The sequence below is a fragment of the Pseudomonas sp. B21-035 genome (assembly GCF_024748945.1).
GTDB lineage: Bacteria > Pseudomonadota > Gammaproteobacteria > Pseudomonadales > Pseudomonadaceae > Aquipseudomonas.
In genome coordinates this window covers 1,393,358-1,411,132 of sequence record NZ_CP087179.1, presented here as the reverse complement: position 1 = coordinate 1,411,132, position 17,775 = coordinate 1,393,358, and the positions used below count along the sequence as shown (strand labels likewise).

Genomic DNA, 17,775 nt, shown 5'->3' with positions numbered 1-17,775 from the left:
GATCCTTTAACAGAAAAAACTCAGGCCTTCTTCAGCCAGTAGGTGTAAACACCGGCCTCGGCCTCTTCGAGCAGCAGCGTATGACCGGCCAATCGAGCAAAAGTGCGAAAGTCGCGCTGGGAACCGGCGTCGGTGGCAATCACCTTGAGCACTGCGCCAGTGGCCAGGCGATTGAGCTCCATCTTCGCCTTGAGCAGCGGCAGCGGGCAGTTCAGCCCGCTGGCGTCGAGTTCGGCGTCATGGGTCGGGATAGCGCTCATGGGGTTCTCCAGGCAGGAATACGGGCACAGGTAGCATTTTGAACAAGCCTGGTAGGATACCGCCACTGGTCGCCAACGTGCGAGCGGGCTACAGTAAGGTTCTTTGTCGACCAGAGCTTCGTGCATGAATTTTCTGCGCCCTACCCTGCTGACGCTGGCCTGTTTGATGGCGCTCCCCAGCCATGCCGACGACCTGCCGTCACTCGGCGACGCCAGTTCTGCCATTGTCTCCCCGCAACAGGAACACCAGCTGGGCCGCGCCTGGCTCAGCCTGCTGCGGGGCAATGTCAACCAACTGAACGATCCCCAGCTCAAGGATTACGTCGAAACCAGCGTCTACCGCCTGGCCGAAACCAGCCAGCTGCAAGACCGGCGCCTGGAGTTCATCCTCATCGACAGCCGCGAACTCAACGCCTTTGCCGCCCCCGGCGGGATCGTCGGGGTCAACGGCGGGCTGTTCCTCAATGCCCAGACCGAAGGCGAATACGCCTCGGTACTGGCCCACGAACTGGCGCACTTGTCGCAACGCCACTTCGCCCGCGGCGTCGAGGCCCAGCAGCGCATGCAGTTGCCGATGATGGGCGCGCTGCTGATCGGCATCGTCGCCGCCGCGGCAGGTGCCGGTGATGCCGGTATTGCCGCAATTGCCGGCACCCAGGCGGCCGCCATCCAGGAGCAGCGACGCTTCTCGCGGCAGAACGAACAGGAAGCCGACCGCATCGGTATCCTCAACCTTGAGAAGGCCGGCTATGATCCGCGCAACATGCCGACCATGTTCGAGCGCCTGATGCGCCAGTACCGCTACGACGCCAAGCCGCCGGAATTCCTCCTGACTCACCCGGTTACCGAATCGCGCATCGCCGACACCCGCAACCGCGCCGAACAGGCGCCCAAGGGTGGCACCGAAGACAGCATGCGCTACCAGCTGATTCGTGCCCGGGTGGCGCTGATCTACGAAGGCACCCCCGGCCTTGCCGCCAAGCGCTTCCAGGCCCAGCTCGACGAAAACCCGCAGATGGACGCCGCCCGCTACGGCCTGGCGCTGGCGCAGATCAAGGGCGGGCGCCTGAACGAGGCGCGCGAGAACCTCAAGCCGCTGCTGGCCAAGGCGCCCAACGACATCACCTACAACCTGGCGCAGATCGACCTGGACATCACCAACAACCGCCTGCCCGATGCCCAGCAACGGGTTGAGCGGATGCGCAGCCTGTACCCGGCCAACTACCCGCTGCAACAGGCGCGCATCGACCTGCTGCTCAAGCAGAACCGCCCTGCCGAGGCAGAGAAGGCGCTGGATGCGCTACTCAAGAACCGTCCTGAAGACCCGGACGTCTGGTATGACGTGGCGGAAGTGCGGGGCTTGTCGGGCAACACCATCGGCCTGCACCAGGCCCGCGCCGAATACTTTGCCCTGGTGGGCGACTTCGACCAGGCCCTGCAGCAGCTCGACTACGCCAAGCAGCGCGCCGGCAACAACTTCGTCCTGGCGTCGAAGATCGATGCGCGTCAGCGCGAGCTGATGGAGCAGCAGCGGATGGTCAAGGACATGATGCGCTAAGCATCGCGGGGCAAGTCCGCTCCTACCGTAGGAGCGGGCTTGCCCCGCGAAGGCGTCGTCAGGCGTTACCGGACAACTTCATCCGCGCTGCCTGGGTGAAGTCGAGCATGCGCTTGAGCGGCTTTATCGCCTGGGGGATCAACGCCGGCTCAACGAAAATCTCGTTAGTGCCTTCCCGCAGGCACTGCAAGGTGCGCTCCAGGGTATTCATCGCCATCCACGGGCAATGCGCGCAGCTGCGGCAGGCCGCGCCGTTACCGGCGGTAGGCGCTTCGATGAAGATCTTGTCGGGGCACAGCTGCTGCATCTTGTAGAAGATGCCGCGGTCGGTGGCGACGATGAAGGTCTTGTTCGGCAGGGTCTGCGCCGCAGCAATCAGCTGGCTGGTGGAGCCCACTGCGTCGGCCAGCTCGATCACCGCCTCGGGCGACTCCGGATGCACCAGGATTGCCGCATCCGGGTACAGCGCCTTCATGTCGGCCAGTTGGCGCGACTTGAACTCTTCGTGAACGATGCAGGCACCGTCCCACAGCAGCATGTCGGCGCCGGTCTGTTTCTGGATGTAGCGGCCCAGGTGCTGGTCCGGGCCCCAGATGATGGTCTCGCCGTTGTCCATCAGGCTTTCGACGATTTCCAGCGCGCAGCTTGAGGTCACTACCCAGTCGGCGCGGGCCTTGACCGCCGCCGAGGTGTTGGCATACACCACCACGGTGCGCTCGGGGTGCTTGTCGCAGAACGCCGAGAACTCCTCCACCGGGCAGCCGAGATCGAGCGAGCAGGTCGCCTCGAGGGTCGGCATCAGCACGCGCTTTTCCGGGGTGAGGATCTTGGCCGTCTCGCCCATGAAGCGCACCCCGGCGACCACCACGGTCGAGGCCGCGTGATTCTTGCCGAAGCGGGCCATTTCCAGCGAGTCGGACACGCAGCCACCGGTTTCCTCGGCCAGGGCCTGGATCACCGGGTCGCAATAGTAGTGGGCAACCAGCACCGCATTTTGCGCCTTGAGTTCGGCGGCAATGGCGGCGCGGTAGTCGGCCTCTTGCTCGGGCGTCAGCGGCGTGGGCTGCTTGGCATCGAGGTGAGCCTGGACGAGAAGGCGTTCGGAAATCTGGGTCATGATCGCTGGACCTGCAGGCGCTTGAGCGCGTAAGTCGAGTGTATCACCGAGCCCTGGCAAATCGGCTACAGGCTCCACAGGCAGGGCAAAACAGCCTTGCGCACAGAACCACGGACCAGCTGCGGCCTCGGGTTTTTATAGGATGCCGAAGGCTACAGATAATCGAATGAATTCAAAAGGTTTTTTTAGTGAAACAAGCCCGGGGCGGGCGCCCCGGGCCTGAACATCAACCGCCGGTCGCCTGCATTGCGCTGGCGTTGGCCATGATCACGCTGGCGAACTGCTCAACGGTCATCTTCTGGCCGTTGAAGTCGACCATGCCATCGGCATAGTGCAGCGAGGTAACAATGTCATTGCCCTCGACCTTGGCCATCTGGCTCTGCACCGCCATCATGCTGACCATTTCCCCGGCCTGGGCCGCTTGCTGGGAAACAATGGCAGCATCGGTCTGGCCTTCGAACTGCGCCTGCAGGGTCGCCAGGTCACCGATCATCGGCTTGGACAGCGACAGCTTGCTCTGCAGCTGGGTGATCAGCTGCTTGGACAGCTCCTCGGGTGGCAGCTCCAGGGAGGTCGGGTTGGCCAGGTCGACGCTGAAGCTGAAACGGCTTTCGCCATTGGCAGTCTTGAACGACAGGTTCTCCAGGGCGATCTGCGGCTTGGCTGCCAGCAGGCGCTGCACATCGCTGCGCACCTGGGCCGTTTCAGCCTCGGTCATCGCCAGGTCCGGCATGCCTGCACCTTCGGCAGCGGCCTGCTGGAACTCAGGCAGGCGGCTCTGGTACCAGCCGATCAGTGCCTGCATGGCCGGGATGTCGAGACGCTTGAGACTCCAGACCATCTCGCCGGCACCGATGGCCTTGCCGTCAAAGTTGATGTCGCCAACCTTGTATTCCATGCGTGCCGAGAGCTTGTCGCCGTCGTTCTTGTACTCGTTGTTCTGCGCCAGGCCCTTGAGCTTCAGGACCTTTTGCTCATCGCCGAAGGTGGCGACCGTATCAGCCACGGCCATGTCCATCTTGCCGACATAGAAGCCGAACGGCGTCTTGGTCATGTCGCCGGTCAGGCTCAGGCCCTTGATCTCGACTTTCAGCACTTTGCTGTCAGGGTCGACCAGGTTCAGGCTCAGGCCGCCCGACTGGCCGGTGAGCTGCACGTGTTCGGCGCCTTCGTTGCCGTGGCCGGTGACTTCAAACCCGGAGAACTTCAGCGACGAGCCGTCCTTGCTCCACTCGATCGGCGCCACCTGGAAAGCGCTGTCCATCGAGCGATCGTAGCCGTAGGCAACCTGGCCTTGCAGCGGCGAAACGTCTTTGGTCAGGGCGAACCAGTCGGCGGTGGCCGCGTCTTTTTCCAGGCTGTAATGACTGGCTGCCATGACCGGCATCAGCTTCAGCGCCTTGACCCGCGACAGCGGCAACGGCCCGTGTTCGATCTGGTCGACAAAATTCAGCTCGAAGCTTTTGCTGTCTTCGCCAACCTGCAGGTTTTTTACCTTGAGGCGGTATTTGGCGGTACTGCTGAACAGATGGCTGTCCAGCGATACCAGCTCAAGCTCCACGAGGGTGTCCATACCCACCAGCGCCTGCTTGGTCTGGGCGTTGGATTCGGCGATGGTGGTTGCCAGCACGCCTGGCAGTTGCTTGCCGGTGTACCAGGCACCCGCGGTGCACACCGCTGCCACTGCCACTGCGAGGCCGAGTACGCCTGTAGATTTCTTCATGAATTGTTTCGCTTCCATTTGTAGAGAGTTGTTGCGTTGACTAAGCCTTGCGGCCTATTCGTTGACGTCCATGTACTCGCGGGCCCAGACGATGTAGTCGTCCGGTTGCGTGTAGGTATGGGTGAGTTCGGTGGCGCTCAGGTCCGAGGTGCTGCTGGTGATGCCGCGCTGCTCGCGCAGGCAGTCGTAGGTGGCCTTGATCGCGGCAAAGTAGGCGCCATGACCATCGACGGCAATGCGCACGCCCAGCTCGGCCAGGCGCGCATCATCATGCAGTTGCGGGTTGCCGTAGGTGACCAGCATCAGCGGCACGCTCAGGTGTGCGGCAATCTGTTCCAGGTGTTCGAAGTCGCGGATACCGACAATGCACAAGGCGTCTGCGCCGGCGTTCTGGTAGGCCACGGTGCGGGCGATGACTTCTTCGGTGGCAATCAGCGCCGCGTTGGTGCGGGCAATGATCGACAGCTCCGGGTCAACTCGCGCCTCCAGCGCCGCACGGATCTTGCCGACCCCTTCGGCGATGCTGATCAGGTCGGTGGACTTGCGCCCGAACTGGGCCGGCAGCAGGGTGTCCTCGATGGTCAGCGCGGCAATCCCGGCACGCTCAAGCTCGGTCACCGTCCGCATCACGTTGAGCGCGTTGCCATAGCCGTGGTCGGCGTCAGCAATTACCGGCAGTTGCGCCACCCGGCCGATCCGCGTCGCCTGCTCGGCGAATTCGCTCAGGCTGATCAGGGCAAAGTCAGGGGCGGCCAGCACCTGCAGGGAGGCCACCGAACCGCCGAGGATCCCCACCTCGAAGCCCAGGTCAGCGGCAATGCGCGCCGACATCGGGTCGAAAACAGAGGCGGTGTGGTAGCAGGCAGGTGAGGCAAGCAGTTGGCGGAACGCGCGACGCAGGTCTTGGTGGGAGGCTCTTGGCATGGTCTTTCCAGGCTATCGACTTCATTTAGTAGGTCGAACATTACCACTGCTGGCTATCTGACTGACAGCGCCACGCGCTTCAGGGTCTCGCTGGGCAGCTCCTTGAACAGCTTGCGGTAGCTGTCGGAAAACCGTCCCAGGTGCCAGAACGACCAATGCATGGCCACTTCGGCGACGGTGGTATCGCTGGGCGTGCAACTGAGCAATTCACGCCGTGCACTGTTGAGCCGGCGCAAGCGCAGCCACTGCGCCGGGGCCATGCCGGTGAACGTCTTGAAGGCGTGCTGCAGCTGGCGCAGGGACACCCCGGCAACCTGCGAAAGCTCAAGCAGATTGAGGGTTTCTTCCGGGCAATCTGCCGCCCATTCGCCAACCTTGCGCATGATTGCGCGCTCTTCGGTACGCCGCCACAACGCCCCGCGATCGAGGCAGATGCACGCGTTATCGAGGATGAACAGGCAGTCTTCCAGCAACTGCGCGGCCAATGCGTCCTGGCTTGGCGGGTCGATGGTCTGCGAGATGCGCGTGAGGGTGCCGCTCAGCCAGCGGCTGAACAGCTCGTTCTGCATCGAGTTCAACGGCGCCATGAACAGCCCGTCGAGGCGGGCGATGTCCAGGCTGTGGCGCTGGACGAATTCCGGGCCGAACACCACGGCCACTTCCTGGTAGTTCTCCGGGGTGATCCAGATGTTGCGGCTTTCGCCATTGAGCACGTAAAGGCTGTGATCGTTGCGGTCGAAACAGAACGCCAGGGAGCCGGCCGGCGCACTGAAATTCTGTTCGACCCGGGTGTTCATGCACTCCTCGTAGATCTCCACGCCCTGCAGGTCGAGGCAGCGCAGCTGGCCGGCGAAATGCCCGGGAGACATCTGTTGGTAATGCTGGGTCCAGCCCGGGGTGGCACGGACCTGTTCGGTGACATCGGCGGTATTGAAAGCTTGAACCCGCAAAGGCGTTGACGCTGTCATGAGCTGCTCTTTATGCACTCTTTTGGTGCATTTTAGTCTTGCTGAAAGTGGATAGATCGAATGCGCAAGCGTCACCCAAGATAGACCTCAACGCGCTACAGGGGAAGCCGCTTGGGTGGCAAGCCGGTCGCAACTGCCGGTCCTGGCGTGGATAAAACCAACAACGAGGTCTTTATGAATGCCCCTTTCGATCAGCTGTCTGCGTGGCTGAAAGAACACAAGATTACCGAAGTCGAGTGCGTGGTCAGTGATCTGACCGGTATCGCCCGCGGCAAGATCGCACCGACCAACAAGTTCCTGCATGAACGAGGCATGCGCCTGCCGGAAAGTGTGCTTCTGCAAACGGTAACCGGGGACTTTGTCGACGACGACATCTACTACGACCTGCTCGATCCGGCCGACATCGACATGGTCTGCCGCCCGGATTCGGCGGCGGTGTACGTGGTGCCATGGGCCATCGAGCCGACCGCCGTGGTGATCCACGACACCTTCGACAAGCAAGGTAACCCGATCGAGCTGTCGCCGCGCAACGTGCTCAAGAAAGTCCTCAAGCTCTACACCGACAAGGGCTGGCAGCCCATCGTCGCCCCGGAGATGGAGTTCTACCTGACCCAGCGCTGCGAAGACCCGGACTTGCCGTTGCAAGCACCGCTGGGCCGTTCGGGCCGGGCCGAAAGCGGCCGCCAGTCGTTCTCGATCGATGCCGCCAACGAATTCGACCCGCTGTTCGAAGACGTCTATGACTGGTGCGAAGCCCAGGGCCTGGACCTCGACACGCTGATCCACGAAGACGGCCCGGCGCAGATGGAAATCAACTTCCGTCACGGCGACGCCCTCGACCTTGCCGACCAGATCACCGTGTTCAAGCGCACCATGCGCGAGGCGGCGCTCAAGCACAACGTCACCGCCACCTTCATGGCCAAGCCAGTGGGCGACGAGCCGGGCAGCGCCATGCACCTGCACCAGAGTGTGGTCGACATCGCCACCGGCAAGCCGATCTTCGTCGACGTCAACGGGCAAATGAGCGAGCTGTTTCTGCATCACATCGGCGGCTTGCAAAAGTACATCCCCAAAGTGCTGCCGATGTTCGCCCCCAACGTCAACTCGTTCCGCCGTTTCCTGCCCGACACCTCGGCGCCGGTGAACGTCGAATGGGGCGAAGAGAACCGCACCGTGGGCCTGCGCGTACCGACCTCGAGCCCCGAGGCGATGCGCGTGGAAAACCGCCTTCCCGGCGCCGATGCCAACCCTTACCTGGCGATTGCCGCCAGCCTGCTGTGCGGCTACCTGGGCATGGTCGAGAAGATCAACCCCAGCGCTCCGGTCCAGGGCCGCGCCTACGAGCGGCGCAACCTGCGCCTGCCGATCACCATCGAAGACGCCCTGGCGCACATGGAAGACTGCCCGACCATCGAGCAGTACCTGGGCAGCAAGTTCGTCCGCGGCTACGTGGCGGTCAAGCGTGCCGAGCACGAGAACTTCAAACGGGTGATCAGTTCCTGGGAGCGCGAATTCCTGCTGCTCAGCGTCTGAGCCCGAGCTTGTAACAAGTATCGAAAACAACAATTCAAAAAGGTGTCGATATGCGTCCCATGAAAACAGTCGTAACTGCAACCCTGGCGCTGCTGGTCAGCGCCGTGGCCCAGGCCCAGCCCAGTGTCAGCGTGTACAACTGGACCGACTACATCGGTGAAACCACCCTGGCGGATTTTCAGGGCAGCACCGGTATCAAGGTCATCTACGACGTGTTCGACTCCAACGAAACCCTGGAAGGCAAGTTGCTCGCCGGTCGCACCGGCTACGACGTGGTCGTACCTTCCAACCACTTCCTGGCCCGTCAGGTCAAAGCCGGGGCCTTTCTGAAACTGGACCGCGAGCAGTTGCCGAACTGGAAGAACCTCGACCCGGTGCTGCTCAAGTTCCTCCAGGAGAACGACGCCGACAACCTGCACTCGGTGCCCTACCTGTGGGGCACCAACGGCATCGGCTACAACGTCGACAAGGTCAAGCAGGTGCTGGGCGTCGACCACATCGATTCCTGGGCAGTAATGTTCGAGCCCGAGAACCTGAAAAAGCTCAGCCAGTGTGGCGTGTCGTTCATGGACTCGGCCGACGAACTGTTCCCCGCCATCCTCAACTACATGGGCAAGGATCCGCGCAGCGAAAAGCCTGAAGACTACAAGGCGGCCGAGGCCAAACTACTGACCCTGCGCCCCTACATCACCTATTTCCACTCGTCCAAATATGTCTCGGACCTGGCCAACGGCGATATCTGCGTGGCCTTCGGCTATTCGGGCGACGTGTTCCAGGCCGCCAACCGCGCCAAGGAAGCCAACAACGGCGTGAACATCGCCTACGCCATTCCCAAGGAAGGCAGCAACCTGTGGTTCGACCTGCTGGCGATTCCTTCCGACGCCAGCAACCCGAAAGAGGCCTACGCCTTCATCAACTACCTGCTCGACCCGAAAGTGATCGCCAAGGTCAGCGGCGTGGTCGGCTATGCCAACGCCAACCCGCCGGCCAAGCAGTACATGGACGCGGAGCTGGTCAACAACCCCGAGGTCTACCCACCGCAAGCAGTGCTCGACAAGCTGTACGTGTCCAGCACCCCGACGCCGGCGATCATGCGCCTGATGACCCGCTCCTGGAGCAAAGTGAAGTCGAACAAATGAACCAGTACAGCCCTGAACACGCCCGCTCCTACTACAGCGCCACGGCCCATGACCTGGCGCCCTACCCTGCCCTGGGCGCCGATCTGCAGGCCGATGTCTGCGTGATCGGCGGCGGTTTTACCGGGGTCAACTGCGCCATCGAACTGGCCCAGCGCGGGCTCTCGGTGATCCTCCTCGAAGCCCGGCGCATCGGCTGGGGCGCCAGCGGGCGCAACGGCGGCCAGCTGATCCGCGGTATCGGCCATGAGGTCGAGGGCTTCGCCCGCTACGTCGGCCAGGAGGGGGTGAAGTACCTGCAACGCGCCGGCATCGAATCGGTCGAGGTGGTGGCCGAGCGCGTCCGCACCCACGGCATCGATTGCGACCTGCGCTGGGGCTTTTGCGAACTGGCCAACACCCCGGCGCAGTTCGCCGCCTTGCGTGCCGAGCAGCAAAGCCTGGCCGAGCAGAATTATCGGCATGAAACGCAATTGATCGGGCCTGAGCAGATGCATCAGGTGGTCGCCTCCGACCTGTATGCCGGCGGCCTGATCGACCGCGGCTCGGGCCACCTGCATCCGCTCAACCTGGTGCTGGGCGAGGCACGCGTGGCCGAATCCCTCGGCGTGCGCATCTTCGAACAGAGCCCGGTGCTGGAAATCAGCCATGGCGCCACTGCGCAGGTACGCACCCGCCACGGTACGGTGCGCGCCGGCAGCCTGGTGCTGGCCTGCAACGCGCACCTGGATGAACTGGAGCCGCGCCTGAGCGGCAAGGTATTGCCCGCCGGCAGCTACATCATCGCCACCGAGCCGCTGTCCCAGGCACAGGCCGAGCAGCTGATTCCACAGAACCTGTCGCTGTGCGACCAGAAGGTCGGCCTCGACTATTACCGGCTGTCCGCCGACCGCCGCCTGCTGTTCGGTGGCGCCTGCCACTACTCCGGGCGCGACCCTGCGGATATCGCTGCCTACATGAAACCGAAGATGCTCAAGGTGTTCCCGCAACTGGCCAATACCCGCATCGACTTCCAGTGGGGCGGCAAGATTGGCATCACCGCCAATCGCTTCCCCCAGGTCGGCCGCCTGCAACAGCACCCGAACGTGTTCTATGCCCAGGGCTACAGCGGCCATGGCCTGAACGTCACCCACTGGACCGCGCGGCTGCTGGCCGAAGCCATTCACGCCGGGCACAGCCAGGGCCTGGATGTGTTCAGCGCGGTGCCGCACCTGACCTTCCCCGGCGGCAAGGCCCTGCGCTCGCCGTTGCTGGCGTTGGGGATGTTCTGGTACCGGCTGCGCGAGGTGCTGGGCTAAGGACGGTTAGCCGTCCGACAAACATCCTTCTTTTCCTTGCGACTGACCCAATTGCAGCTACTTTCAGTTAAGTCTTTGTTTCAGCGCATGACAGGCTTCGGAGGGAATGCAGGACCGGCAACTGCCGGCCATCCGCCGCGCCACCTTGCTCGCCGAACTGGCCAACTACCCCAGCGAGCAGAGCTTCAAGGCTGCCGCCCGCGAGCTGAAGAACCCCGCGGCGCAAGTGCGCCTGAGCGCCCTTGAAGCAGTGGCGGCGCTTATGCCTGCCGAGCAGCGCGCCGACCTACTGGCACCGCTGCTGCGAGACCCGACACGGGCGGTGCGCATCGCCGCCGCCCATGCCTTGCTGGCGGCCCGGGCTGCGGGCCTTGGCGTGCATGAAGCGGCCTTCGACAAGGCCATCGGCGAGTACGAGCAGGTGCAGTTGAGCCTGCTGGAGCGCGCCGAAGCCAATCTCAACCTGGCCCAGCTCTATCAGGCCAGTGGTCGTGGCGCCGAGGTCGAAGGTTACCTGCGCAGCGCGATCCGGCGCGATGCCGATTTCCTCCCGGCACAGGTAGCGCTGGCGCAATGGCTCGACAGCCAGGGCCGCAGCACAGAGGCACGGGCCGAGCTTGACCAGGCCCTGGCCCGGCATCCGCAAGCCGCCCTGCTGCACCAGGCCAGCGGCCTGGCGCTGATTCGTCAGGGCCAACGCGAGGCGGCGCTCAAGGCCTTTCGCCAAGCCGTCCAGCTGGAGCCCGAGAATGCTGGCTTCGGCTATGTGCTGGCGGTGGCCCTGCATGACCAGGGGCAGCCAGCCAAGGCCCGCGAGCAACTGTGGCGCAGCCTGCAACAGCACCCCTACAACCGAGACCTGCGCCTGGCGCTGATGCACTACCTGCAACAAGAACACAAACCCGCAGAAGCCGCGCAACTGCTCGATGCCCTGCGCCAGATCAACCCCCACGACCCGCTGCTGCAGGCCAGGCCCAATGGCTGATCAGGCCACCGGCTGCTGCGATGCCCGCCCTGTGGTCAACAGGCTCAAGGCCAGGTTATGGGCCAGCGCCGCCCCGGGGACGGCGTGCACCGGCACGCCATAAACTGCTGCCAATACCGGTGCCAGGCCGGTCAGTTCGGCAAGGTTGCCCGGCTGCCCGGTTGCCGTCAGGACCATGCCCCGGCACCACGACGCCAGCCACTGGCGCTGGCCCTTGAGCCACAGCACCAGACGCTTGCGCGCCTGCAAGTCGTCCTCGGCCGCTGGCGGCATGGGCGGATAGACCAGGACAAACTCACGGTTGCGCGTCAGCAGCGCTTCGACCTCGACAATCCAGCGCTCTACCTCGTCAAGATTGGCAGGCATGGACTTGACGTGAACCAGCGGAAACTCACCGGCATCGAACAGAACCCATTGGTTGAGCATCATCGTACACCTCGATTTAATACTGTACTGTACGATACACTTCTTTCAGCAAAGATCAACCCAAACGAGATTTGTTCTCGTTAAGTGACGGACAAGCAACCATGAGTACTGACTGCGAAAACCCCAGGAAGGCCAGCCCGCGCCTCACCGCTCGCGGGCTTCAGCGCCGCCACGCATTGATCGAGGCGGCCACCCGGACGTTTATCGAGCACGGTTTTGAAGGCGCCACCCTGGACATGATCATCGACCTGGCCGGCGGCTCACGCGGGACGCTGTACAGCAGCTTCGGCGGCAAGGAAGGTTTGTTTGCCGCAGTGATTGAACGAATGATCGAAGAGATCTTCGTTGCCCCAGACCCCGGCAGCGCCGCACACGACTCGCTTGAACGCGTGCTCGAACACTACGGGCGCCGCTTTCTGCACGGCCTGCTGGCGCCCAGAAGCATCGGCCTGTATCGCTTGATCGTGTCCGAAGCGCCGCGTTTTCCGCAGATCGGCGAGCACTTCTACACCCTGGGCCCCGAGCGCAGCTACCAGTTGCTGGCCGAGCGCCTGGGGCAACTGCACGGTATCCAGGCCGACCGGCAAACCCTCAGCCTGGTTGCTTGCCAGTTTCTGGAGATGCTCAAGGCCGACCTGTTTCTCAAGGCGGTCAGCATGCCGGCCTATACCCCGGCCAGCGAGGACATCGAGCAACGTCTGCAACTGAGCGTGAAGATCATCGCCCACTACCTGCAAGCGACGCCTTGAGCATCCTCAGCTGGCCGGCAACACGCTCAGCGGATCGATCGGCTTGCCGTTCTGGCGGATTTCGAAGTACAGCTGCACGCGGTCGGTATCCAGGTCGCCGGCTTCGGCAATCTTCTGGCCCTTGCTGACGGTCTGGCCTTCCTTGACCAGCAACTTGCTGTTGTGGCCGTAGACGCTGGCATGGGCAGTGCCATGCTGGAGGATGATCAGGTTGCCATAGCCGCGGATGTTGGTCGCGAACGCGACCTTGCCACCCAGGCTGGCGTACACCGGCTGGCCCGGGGTAGCGGCGATGCGAATGCCCTTGTTGAGCTTGTCGGCAGAGGAATAGCGGCGGATCAGCGTGCCCTGCAGCGGCCACGCCCAGCCGCGCAGGGTGACCTTGGTGGCCGGCGCCACGGGCCGGGCCTTGCTGGCACTGCTGGTGGTGCGCGTGGTGGTTTTCGAGCCGCCGAAGCGGATGGTCTGGCCGACATTCACCGCATAGGGCGCACTGATGCCGTTGTAGCGCGCCAGTTCCTTGAAGTTCCAGCCATGGCGCGAGGCAATCGAGTACAGGGTATCGCCGCGCTTGACCTTGTAGGTGCCGGCCACGACTTTGTTGGCGGAGCTACCGGGGCTTGGGGAATGCGAACTGCATGCAGACATCGCCAGCATTACGGCGATCAGAACAAACCTGAAAAACACACCACTTCCTTTTCCCGGAGACGCCGTTGACGAGGGCGCTACTATAAATCAGTCCGCAGCGTTACGCGGCAATGTCCGTGCAAGTTCGATAAAAGCCCGGGTCGCGGGCGAGATGATGCGCTCATCGACCACCGCCAGCCCCACCCTCCGCTTGACCGGCGGATCGAGCGGGCGCTGCACATAAGCCAGGCTCGTGGGCAACGGCAAGGACGATTGTGCGACGATGCTCACACCGTCACCACGGGCAACCATCTCCAGGGTGCTGAGCAGTTGCGAGGTGCGGTAGCGAATGCGGGGTTGCAGCCTGGCGGCAAGAAACAGCCGCGAGACGATCTCGGCTGAACCGGCCTCGGTGAGCACGAACGGGTCCAGGCACAGTTGCTTGAGCGTCACTGAAGCGAGCTGCGCCAGCGCATGGTCGGCGGGCAGCAGCGCAACCATCTGGTCCTCCAGCAGCGGGTAGCTGTCGAACTGCTCTTCAGGCAGCACCACGAAACCGACATCGATGCGCCGCTCCTGCAGCCAGTGCAGCACCTGGCGGTCCGGACCTTCGTCGACATGCACCTCGATACCGGGGTACGCCTGGCGGTAGGCAGCGAGAATCGCCGGCAGCAAGCGCACCGACGCTGTCGGCCCGAACGAGCCGATGCGCAGCGTACCCTGCTTCATGCCACGGGCATCGTGGGCTTCCTGGCGCAGGGTTTCGGCCAGGCCGAGCATGGCCTGGGCCCGCGGCAGCAGGCGGCTGCCAATATCGCTCAGCTCGATCTGCCCCTGCTGGCGCTCGAACAGGGCCACGCCAAGCTCTTGCTCCAGGGCGCGGATGGCGTGAGACACCCCTGATTGGGAGATTTTCAGTTGCGCCGCGGCAAGGGTGAAGCCCTTGCGCGCAGCGACCACGGCGAAGATTTCCAGCTGGGTCAAAGTCATCGAAAGCCCATGAGCAATTGCTCATTTCCCTATGAGTCGGCATTCGAACAAGTATGGCGCATCACCTGTACGCCGTCAGCCGGGGCCCGCCATGCCGTCTCAGTTTTGCACCTACCTGAAACTTGCGCTGGTCGCGATGATCTGGGGCGGTACCTTCGTTGCCGGTCGCGCCGTGGCCAGCGCTGTCGATCCGTTGATGCTCGGCAGCCTGCGCTTTGCCCTGGCCAGCCTGGTGCTGGCGATCATCCTGCGGGTGTCGAAAAAGGGTTTTGTCCGGCTGAGCAAGACCCAGGCCGTGCAAGTCGCCGGCCTGGGGTTTGCCGGCATCTATGCCTATACGCTGTTCTTCTTCCATGGCCTGCAGTACACCGATGCCTCCCGGGCTTCGCTGATCGTGGCGAGCAACCCTGCGGTCATGGCGATCATGGCCTACCTGTGTTTCAGGCAGCGCCTGGGCCGCACACAGTTGCTCGACATCGCCCTGTGCCTGCTGGGCGCGGGCTGGGTGGTGCTGGCCCGGGCGCCCGCAGCGATTGGCCAGGGCAGCTGGCTCGGCGATGGCTTGATCTTCGGCTGCGTGCTGAGCTGGGTGATCTTCAGTGTCTGCTGCAGCGGCCTGGTGAAACAGCTCGGCGCGCTGCACACGGTGACCTATGCGGTGTTCGCCGGGGCAGCGATGCTCAGCGTGCACGCCCTGCTCAATGGCAGCCTGAGCATCAGCGCATTGCACGCACTGTCGGCGCCCGAGTTACTCAGCCTGGGGTACCTGGGGGCACTGGGTTCGGCGCTGGCGTACGTGCTGTATTACGACGCCATCGCCAGGATCGGCGCCACCCGGGCCGGCAGTTTCATTGCCCTCAACCCGCTGACCGCCGTGGTCGCGGGCGCCCTTTTGCTGGGCGAGCAACTGAGCGGCGCCATGCTGGCCGGTGGCACGCTGCTGATCAGCGGCATACTGCTGGTCAACCGCGTGCCGGCACGGCTCAGTTGTCCTGCGGCCAGTGCAGGTTCACCGTGCCGGTCTGGCCGGGAACCAGGTTGACGGCGCCCAGTTGCTGCACGCCATTGCGCGAGGCGACCAGGTTGTAATGACCCGGCGGCAGCTTGACGTAGACCATCGGCCCGACCTGGCTCAGTTGCAGCAAGGTTTGCCCCTGCCCGCCCTGGATCGCCAGGTCGACATCCGGCACATACTTGTTCTCGGGGCCGGTCGAGAAGGTCAGATGCAAGTTATAGCCCTGGACTTGCTGAATGGCCCGCGACTCATCGATGCCGATTCCGCCGCTGACATAGCTCACGCCATTCTGCTCCTGGGGTTGCAACTTGACCCCGGACATGTCGATCGGCTCCTGGTACTGCGCAGCTTGAGCGTGCTGGGCCGGCCAGGCCACCAGCAACGCAGCCAGTGCCGTGGTGAACGCAAGTGTGCTGAAGGATTTCATTGCCATGACTCCTGCGCTACAGCGTCGATACCATTTTACCCCTCTCACTCCTGGCGTTTAGATCAATTCGGCGTGAGGCTTGCGGGCAATACAATGAGGGTTTCGCCGCGTGCTAGAGTCTGCGGCCCAATCCGAAGGTGGACCACGAATGGAACTCTCCCCCGCCGAACATCAGCTGTTGCAGGACCACCACCTGGCCCTGTTCGAAGGCTGCGTGATTTTCGATACTCAACCTGCAATCGACGCCGCCACCCTGGCGCGGATCGAAGCCCAACTGAGCGGCCCGCTACCTGCAGGGCTGTTGCAGCTGTGGCAGACCTGCCTGGGCGGTCGCGTCGGCTATGACCTGGAAGTGGTTTACGACGGCCACCGCCACCCGTTCTCCTTCAGCGAGCTGTTCTACCCGGATAGTGACGGCTACCGCGACCTCTGGGGCTGGATCGAGCACGAACAGGAGCAAGCCGAAGAAGCCGCCCGGGAACACGGCCGCCCCTGGAACGGCAAGCTCGACTACCTGCCGTTCGGCGGATTCGAATATCTGGAGCGCTTGTACGTGTGCGTCACCCCGGGCCCCAACCATGGCGCGGTGATCGCCTGGAGCCGCGGGCTGCCGCCAGCCTGGGCCGGCAGCCTGCACCAGGACAGCCTGGCACGCATCGCCGACGACATCGCCGGGCTGTTCCACCTGCTGGCCTATGAACAAGACCCGTTCGACCCGCAGGCCGAGTACAGCAGCGCCAGCGAACTGCTCGAAGCGCTGGATGAACTGGAAGCAGCCGGTGAGTCGGGCGTGACGCTCAAGGCGCGGCTTGAGACCTTGCTACGCGAACGAGTACTGGACTGGCGCCCGGCACTGGCTGACGGCAGCCTCGCCGGACAACCACGCCTGCGCCAACTGGCGCTGCTCGATGCGGCCAGCCATGGCGATATCGAGCGCCTGGCAGCCCTGCGCAAGGCCGGCTGCGACCTGAGAGAAGTGCTGCGCGGACACGGCGCCAGCCTGGAATGCTGCCTGCAGCACGGCCACCTGGAAGCTGCCAGCTGGTTGCTCGACCAGGGCATGCCGGTGCAAGCCGACACGCTGCTGGTAGGCGCTGCGCAGGTAACGCCGGCGCTGGCCAAGCGCTTGCTGGGCCTGGGGGCGATAAGTGAACCCAGTGCGGTGCTCAGCGCCATCGCCCAGGACCACCTGGACAGCGCCGAGATCATGGCCCGGCCACTGCTTGAAGCCTCGCCGGACAGTGCCAGTGCCTTGCAAAAGGCGTTGCTCGAACGCGCCGAGCAGCAGCGGCGCGATGCCAAGCGGATCAAGGCCGGCACGTTGTACAGCAACCTCGGTGCCGCCGACTATCTGGCCGAGGCCGAACGCATCGACGCGCTGCGCCAGCGCCTGTTCAACTGACTGTCAGCCGTTACGGGCCTTGATGTAGGCAAGAAAGCTATCAAGGTCCGAGCTGCTGAGCATCCGCGAGACAGCTTTGACTTCATCCATGGGCCAGTCCCACCAGGCCGCTTCGAGCAAGGTGTTGCGCACTTCTTCGTCAAACCGCCACCTGATCTGCTTGCACGGGTTGCCGCCGACCACCGCAAACGGCGGCACATCGCGGGTCACCAGCGCACCGGCGGCGACAATCGCGCCATGGCCGATGGTCACGCCCGAGAGGATCACCGCGTTGGTGCAGATCCAGCAGTCGCTGCCGATCACCACATCGCCCTTGCTCGGCGCATAGTCCTTGATGTCCTTGACGGCATCGACCATGGCCGGGAACGGGTAAGTGGTCAGCCAGTCGGTACGGTGCTCACCGCCGAGCAGTATCTGTACGCCCGCTGCGATCGAGGTGTAGGAACCGATCTTCAGCACTGTATCGTCACCGAACTCGACAACTTCCGGAATCCCGTAGGTGCCCACCCCGACGCTATAACGTGGGTAACGCAGCCTGATCTTTTCTGCTGCACGCTCAAGCTTGTCCATCGAGCGCAGTCGTTTGCGCTCACGCCGCTGTTTCAAGAGGTCGAATAACTTCACAAAGGGGTCCTTG

At 63.5% G+C, this 17,775-nt stretch carries 18 protein-coding genes; 8 read left to right on the top strand and 10 right to left on the bottom strand.

The genetic code is table 11. The annotated features are described in order from the left end of the window. Positions 1-20 precede the first annotated feature (20 nt). A complete protein-coding gene (locus LOY22_RS06455; protein ID WP_258596879.1) occupies positions 21-260 on the bottom strand; it encodes a sulfurtransferase TusA family protein in 240 nt (79 codons plus the stop codon). Positions 261-384: 124 nt separating this feature from the next. On the opposite strand from LOY22_RS06455, the gene LOY22_RS06450 reads away from it, so the two are divergent. Continuing rightward, positions 385-1,818, top strand: a complete 1,434-nt coding sequence (locus tag LOY22_RS06450; RefSeq protein WP_045193514.1) for a M48 family metalloprotease — start codon at positions 385-387, stop codon at positions 1,816-1,818. Positions 1,819-1,876: 58 nt separating this feature from the next. On the opposite strand, the gene nadA is transcribed toward LOY22_RS06450, so the two are convergent. From nadA to LOY22_RS06430, 4 genes are all read right to left on the bottom strand, one after another. Then, entirely contained in the window at positions 1,877-2,935 is a 1,059-nt protein-coding gene (gene nadA, locus LOY22_RS06445; RefSeq protein WP_258596877.1) for a quinolinate synthase NadA, read from the bottom strand. 226 nt (positions 2,936-3,161) lie between these two features. Beyond that, positions 3,162-4,658 carry a YdgA family protein gene (locus LOY22_RS06440; RefSeq protein ID WP_176794291.1) on the bottom strand — a complete coding sequence of 499 codons (1,497 nt, stop codon included), beginning with the start codon at positions 4,656-4,658 and terminating at the stop codon, positions 3,162-3,164. 54 nt (positions 4,659-4,712) lie between these two features. Further along, on the bottom strand, positions 4,713-5,582 hold the full coding sequence (locus LOY22_RS06435; protein ID WP_045193517.1) for an oxaloacetate decarboxylase: 870 nt from the start codon (positions 5,580-5,582) through the stop codon (positions 4,713-4,715). Between the two features lie 53 nt (positions 5,583-5,635). Continuing rightward, positions 5,636-6,550: a helix-turn-helix domain-containing protein gene (locus tag LOY22_RS06430; protein ID WP_045193518.1), complete on the bottom strand. Its 915-nt coding sequence runs from the start codon at positions 6,548-6,550 to the stop codon at positions 5,636-5,638. 174 nt (positions 6,551-6,724) lie between these two features. Between LOY22_RS06430 and LOY22_RS06425 the strand changes: the two genes are divergently transcribed. The 4 genes from LOY22_RS06425 (at position 6,725) to LOY22_RS06410 (ending at position 11,502) form a co-directional block, all read left to right on the top strand. Next, entirely contained in the window at positions 6,725-8,083 is a 1,359-nt protein-coding gene (locus LOY22_RS06425) for a glutamine synthetase family protein (RefSeq protein WP_258596874.1), read from the top strand. Positions 8,084-8,133: 50 nt separating this feature from the next. Then, the gene (locus tag LOY22_RS06420) at positions 8,134-9,222 is read left to right on the top strand and encodes a polyamine ABC transporter substrate-binding protein (RefSeq protein ID WP_045193519.1); all 1,089 of its coding nucleotides are present in this window, start codon (positions 8,134-8,136) and stop codon (positions 9,220-9,222) included. Beyond that, positions 9,219-10,517 (top strand): FAD-binding oxidoreductase, encoded by a 1,299-nt coding sequence (locus tag LOY22_RS06415; RefSeq protein ID WP_093386362.1) that lies wholly within the window; start codon positions 9,219-9,221, stop codon positions 10,515-10,517. The genes LOY22_RS06420 and LOY22_RS06415 overlap by 4 nt, the downstream gene beginning before the upstream one ends. A 106-nt stretch (positions 10,518-10,623) precedes the next feature. Then, entirely contained in the window at positions 10,624-11,502 is an 879-nt protein-coding gene (locus tag LOY22_RS06410; RefSeq protein WP_258596871.1) for a tetratricopeptide repeat protein, read from the top strand. Here LOY22_RS06410 and LOY22_RS06405 read toward each other — a convergent pair whose 3' ends face one another. Further along, positions 11,503-11,931 carry a hypothetical protein gene (locus LOY22_RS06405; protein WP_093386426.1) on the bottom strand — a complete coding sequence of 143 codons (429 nt, stop codon included), beginning with the start codon at positions 11,929-11,931 and terminating at the stop codon, positions 11,503-11,505. A 98-nt stretch (positions 11,932-12,029) separates the two neighbouring features. Between LOY22_RS06405 and LOY22_RS06400 the strand changes: the two genes are divergently transcribed. Continuing rightward, positions 12,030-12,677, top strand: a complete 648-nt coding sequence (locus LOY22_RS06400; protein ID WP_258596869.1) for a TetR/AcrR family transcriptional regulator — start codon at positions 12,030-12,032, stop codon at positions 12,675-12,677. 6 nt (positions 12,678-12,683) lie between these two features. Here the strand turns inward: LOY22_RS06400 and LOY22_RS06395 are convergent, their stop codons facing one another. Both LOY22_RS06395 and LOY22_RS06390 read right to left on the bottom strand, forming a co-directional pair. Further along, the gene (locus LOY22_RS06395; protein ID WP_258596867.1) at positions 12,684-13,364 is read right to left on the bottom strand and encodes a peptidoglycan DD-metalloendopeptidase family protein; all 681 of its coding nucleotides are present in this window, start codon (positions 13,362-13,364) and stop codon (positions 12,684-12,686) included. Positions 13,365-13,412: 48 nt separating this feature from the next. Further along, positions 13,413-14,294 carry a LysR family transcriptional regulator gene (locus LOY22_RS06390; protein WP_258596865.1) on the bottom strand — a complete coding sequence of 294 codons (882 nt, stop codon included), beginning with the start codon at positions 14,292-14,294 and terminating at the stop codon, positions 13,413-13,415. Between the two features lie 91 nt (positions 14,295-14,385). On the opposite strand from LOY22_RS06390, the gene LOY22_RS06385 reads away from it, so the two are divergent. Next, positions 14,386-15,336, top strand: coding sequence for a DMT family transporter (locus tag LOY22_RS06385; RefSeq protein ID WP_258596863.1), 951 nt, complete (start codon positions 14,386-14,388; stop codon positions 15,334-15,336). Here LOY22_RS06385 and LOY22_RS06380 read toward each other — a convergent pair. After that, positions 15,278-15,736 (bottom strand): hypothetical protein, encoded by a 459-nt coding sequence (locus LOY22_RS06380; protein ID WP_093386449.1) that lies wholly within the window; start codon positions 15,734-15,736, stop codon positions 15,278-15,280. The genes LOY22_RS06385 and LOY22_RS06380 overlap by 59 nt on opposite strands. A gap of 148 nt (positions 15,737-15,884) precedes the next feature. Between LOY22_RS06380 and LOY22_RS06375 the strand changes: the two genes are divergently transcribed. After that, a complete protein-coding gene (locus LOY22_RS06375) occupies positions 15,885-17,138 on the top strand; it encodes an ankyrin repeat domain-containing protein (protein ID WP_258596861.1) in 1,254 nt (417 codons plus the stop codon). Between the two features lie 3 nt (positions 17,139-17,141). On the opposite strand, the gene LOY22_RS06370 is transcribed toward LOY22_RS06375, so the two are convergent. Then, the gene (locus tag LOY22_RS06370) at positions 17,142-17,762 is read right to left on the bottom strand and encodes a CatB-related O-acetyltransferase (protein ID WP_045193528.1); all 621 of its coding nucleotides are present in this window, start codon (positions 17,760-17,762) and stop codon (positions 17,142-17,144) included. Between the last annotated feature and the right edge of the window lie 13 nt (positions 17,763-17,775).

Coding starts and splice junctions, on each gene's coding strand:
- LOY22_RS06455 (WP_258596879.1), bottom strand. CDS start 260: ATGAGCGCTATCCCGACCCATGACGCCGAACTCGACGCCAGCGGGCTG.
- LOY22_RS06450 (WP_045193514.1), top strand. CDS start 385: ATGAATTTTCTGCGCCCTACCCTGCTGACGCTGGCCTGTTTGATGGCG.
- nadA (WP_258596877.1), bottom strand. CDS start 2,935: ATGACCCAGATTTCCGAACGCCTTCTCGTCCAGGCTCACCTCGATGCC.
- LOY22_RS06440 (WP_176794291.1), bottom strand. CDS start 4,658: ATGAAGAAATCTACAGGCGTACTCGGCCTCGCAGTGGCAGTGGCAGCG.
- LOY22_RS06435 (WP_045193517.1), bottom strand. CDS start 5,582: ATGCCAAGAGCCTCCCACCAAGACCTGCGTCGCGCGTTCCGCCAACTG.
- LOY22_RS06430 (WP_045193518.1), bottom strand. CDS start 6,550: ATGACAGCGTCAACGCCTTTGCGGGTTCAAGCTTTCAATACCGCCGAT.
- LOY22_RS06425 (WP_258596874.1), top strand. CDS start 6,725: ATGAATGCCCCTTTCGATCAGCTGTCTGCGTGGCTGAAAGAACACAAG.
- LOY22_RS06420 (WP_045193519.1), top strand. CDS start 8,134: ATGCGTCCCATGAAAACAGTCGTAACTGCAACCCTGGCGCTGCTGGTC.
- LOY22_RS06415 (WP_093386362.1), top strand. CDS start 9,219: ATGAACCAGTACAGCCCTGAACACGCCCGCTCCTACTACAGCGCCACG.
- LOY22_RS06410 (WP_258596871.1), top strand. CDS start 10,624: ATGCAGGACCGGCAACTGCCGGCCATCCGCCGCGCCACCTTGCTCGCC.
- LOY22_RS06405 (WP_093386426.1), bottom strand. CDS start 11,931: ATGATGCTCAACCAATGGGTTCTGTTCGATGCCGGTGAGTTTCCGCTG.
- LOY22_RS06400 (WP_258596869.1), top strand. CDS start 12,030: ATGAGTACTGACTGCGAAAACCCCAGGAAGGCCAGCCCGCGCCTCACC.
- LOY22_RS06390 (WP_258596865.1), bottom strand. CDS start 14,294: ATGACTTTGACCCAGCTGGAAATCTTCGCCGTGGTCGCTGCGCGCAAG.
- LOY22_RS06385 (WP_258596863.1), top strand. CDS start 14,386: ATGCCGTCTCAGTTTTGCACCTACCTGAAACTTGCGCTGGTCGCGATG.
- LOY22_RS06380 (WP_093386449.1), bottom strand. CDS start 15,736: ATGAAATCCTTCAGCACACTTGCGTTCACCACGGCACTGGCTGCGTTG.
- LOY22_RS06375 (WP_258596861.1), top strand. CDS start 15,885: ATGGAACTCTCCCCCGCCGAACATCAGCTGTTGCAGGACCACCACCTG.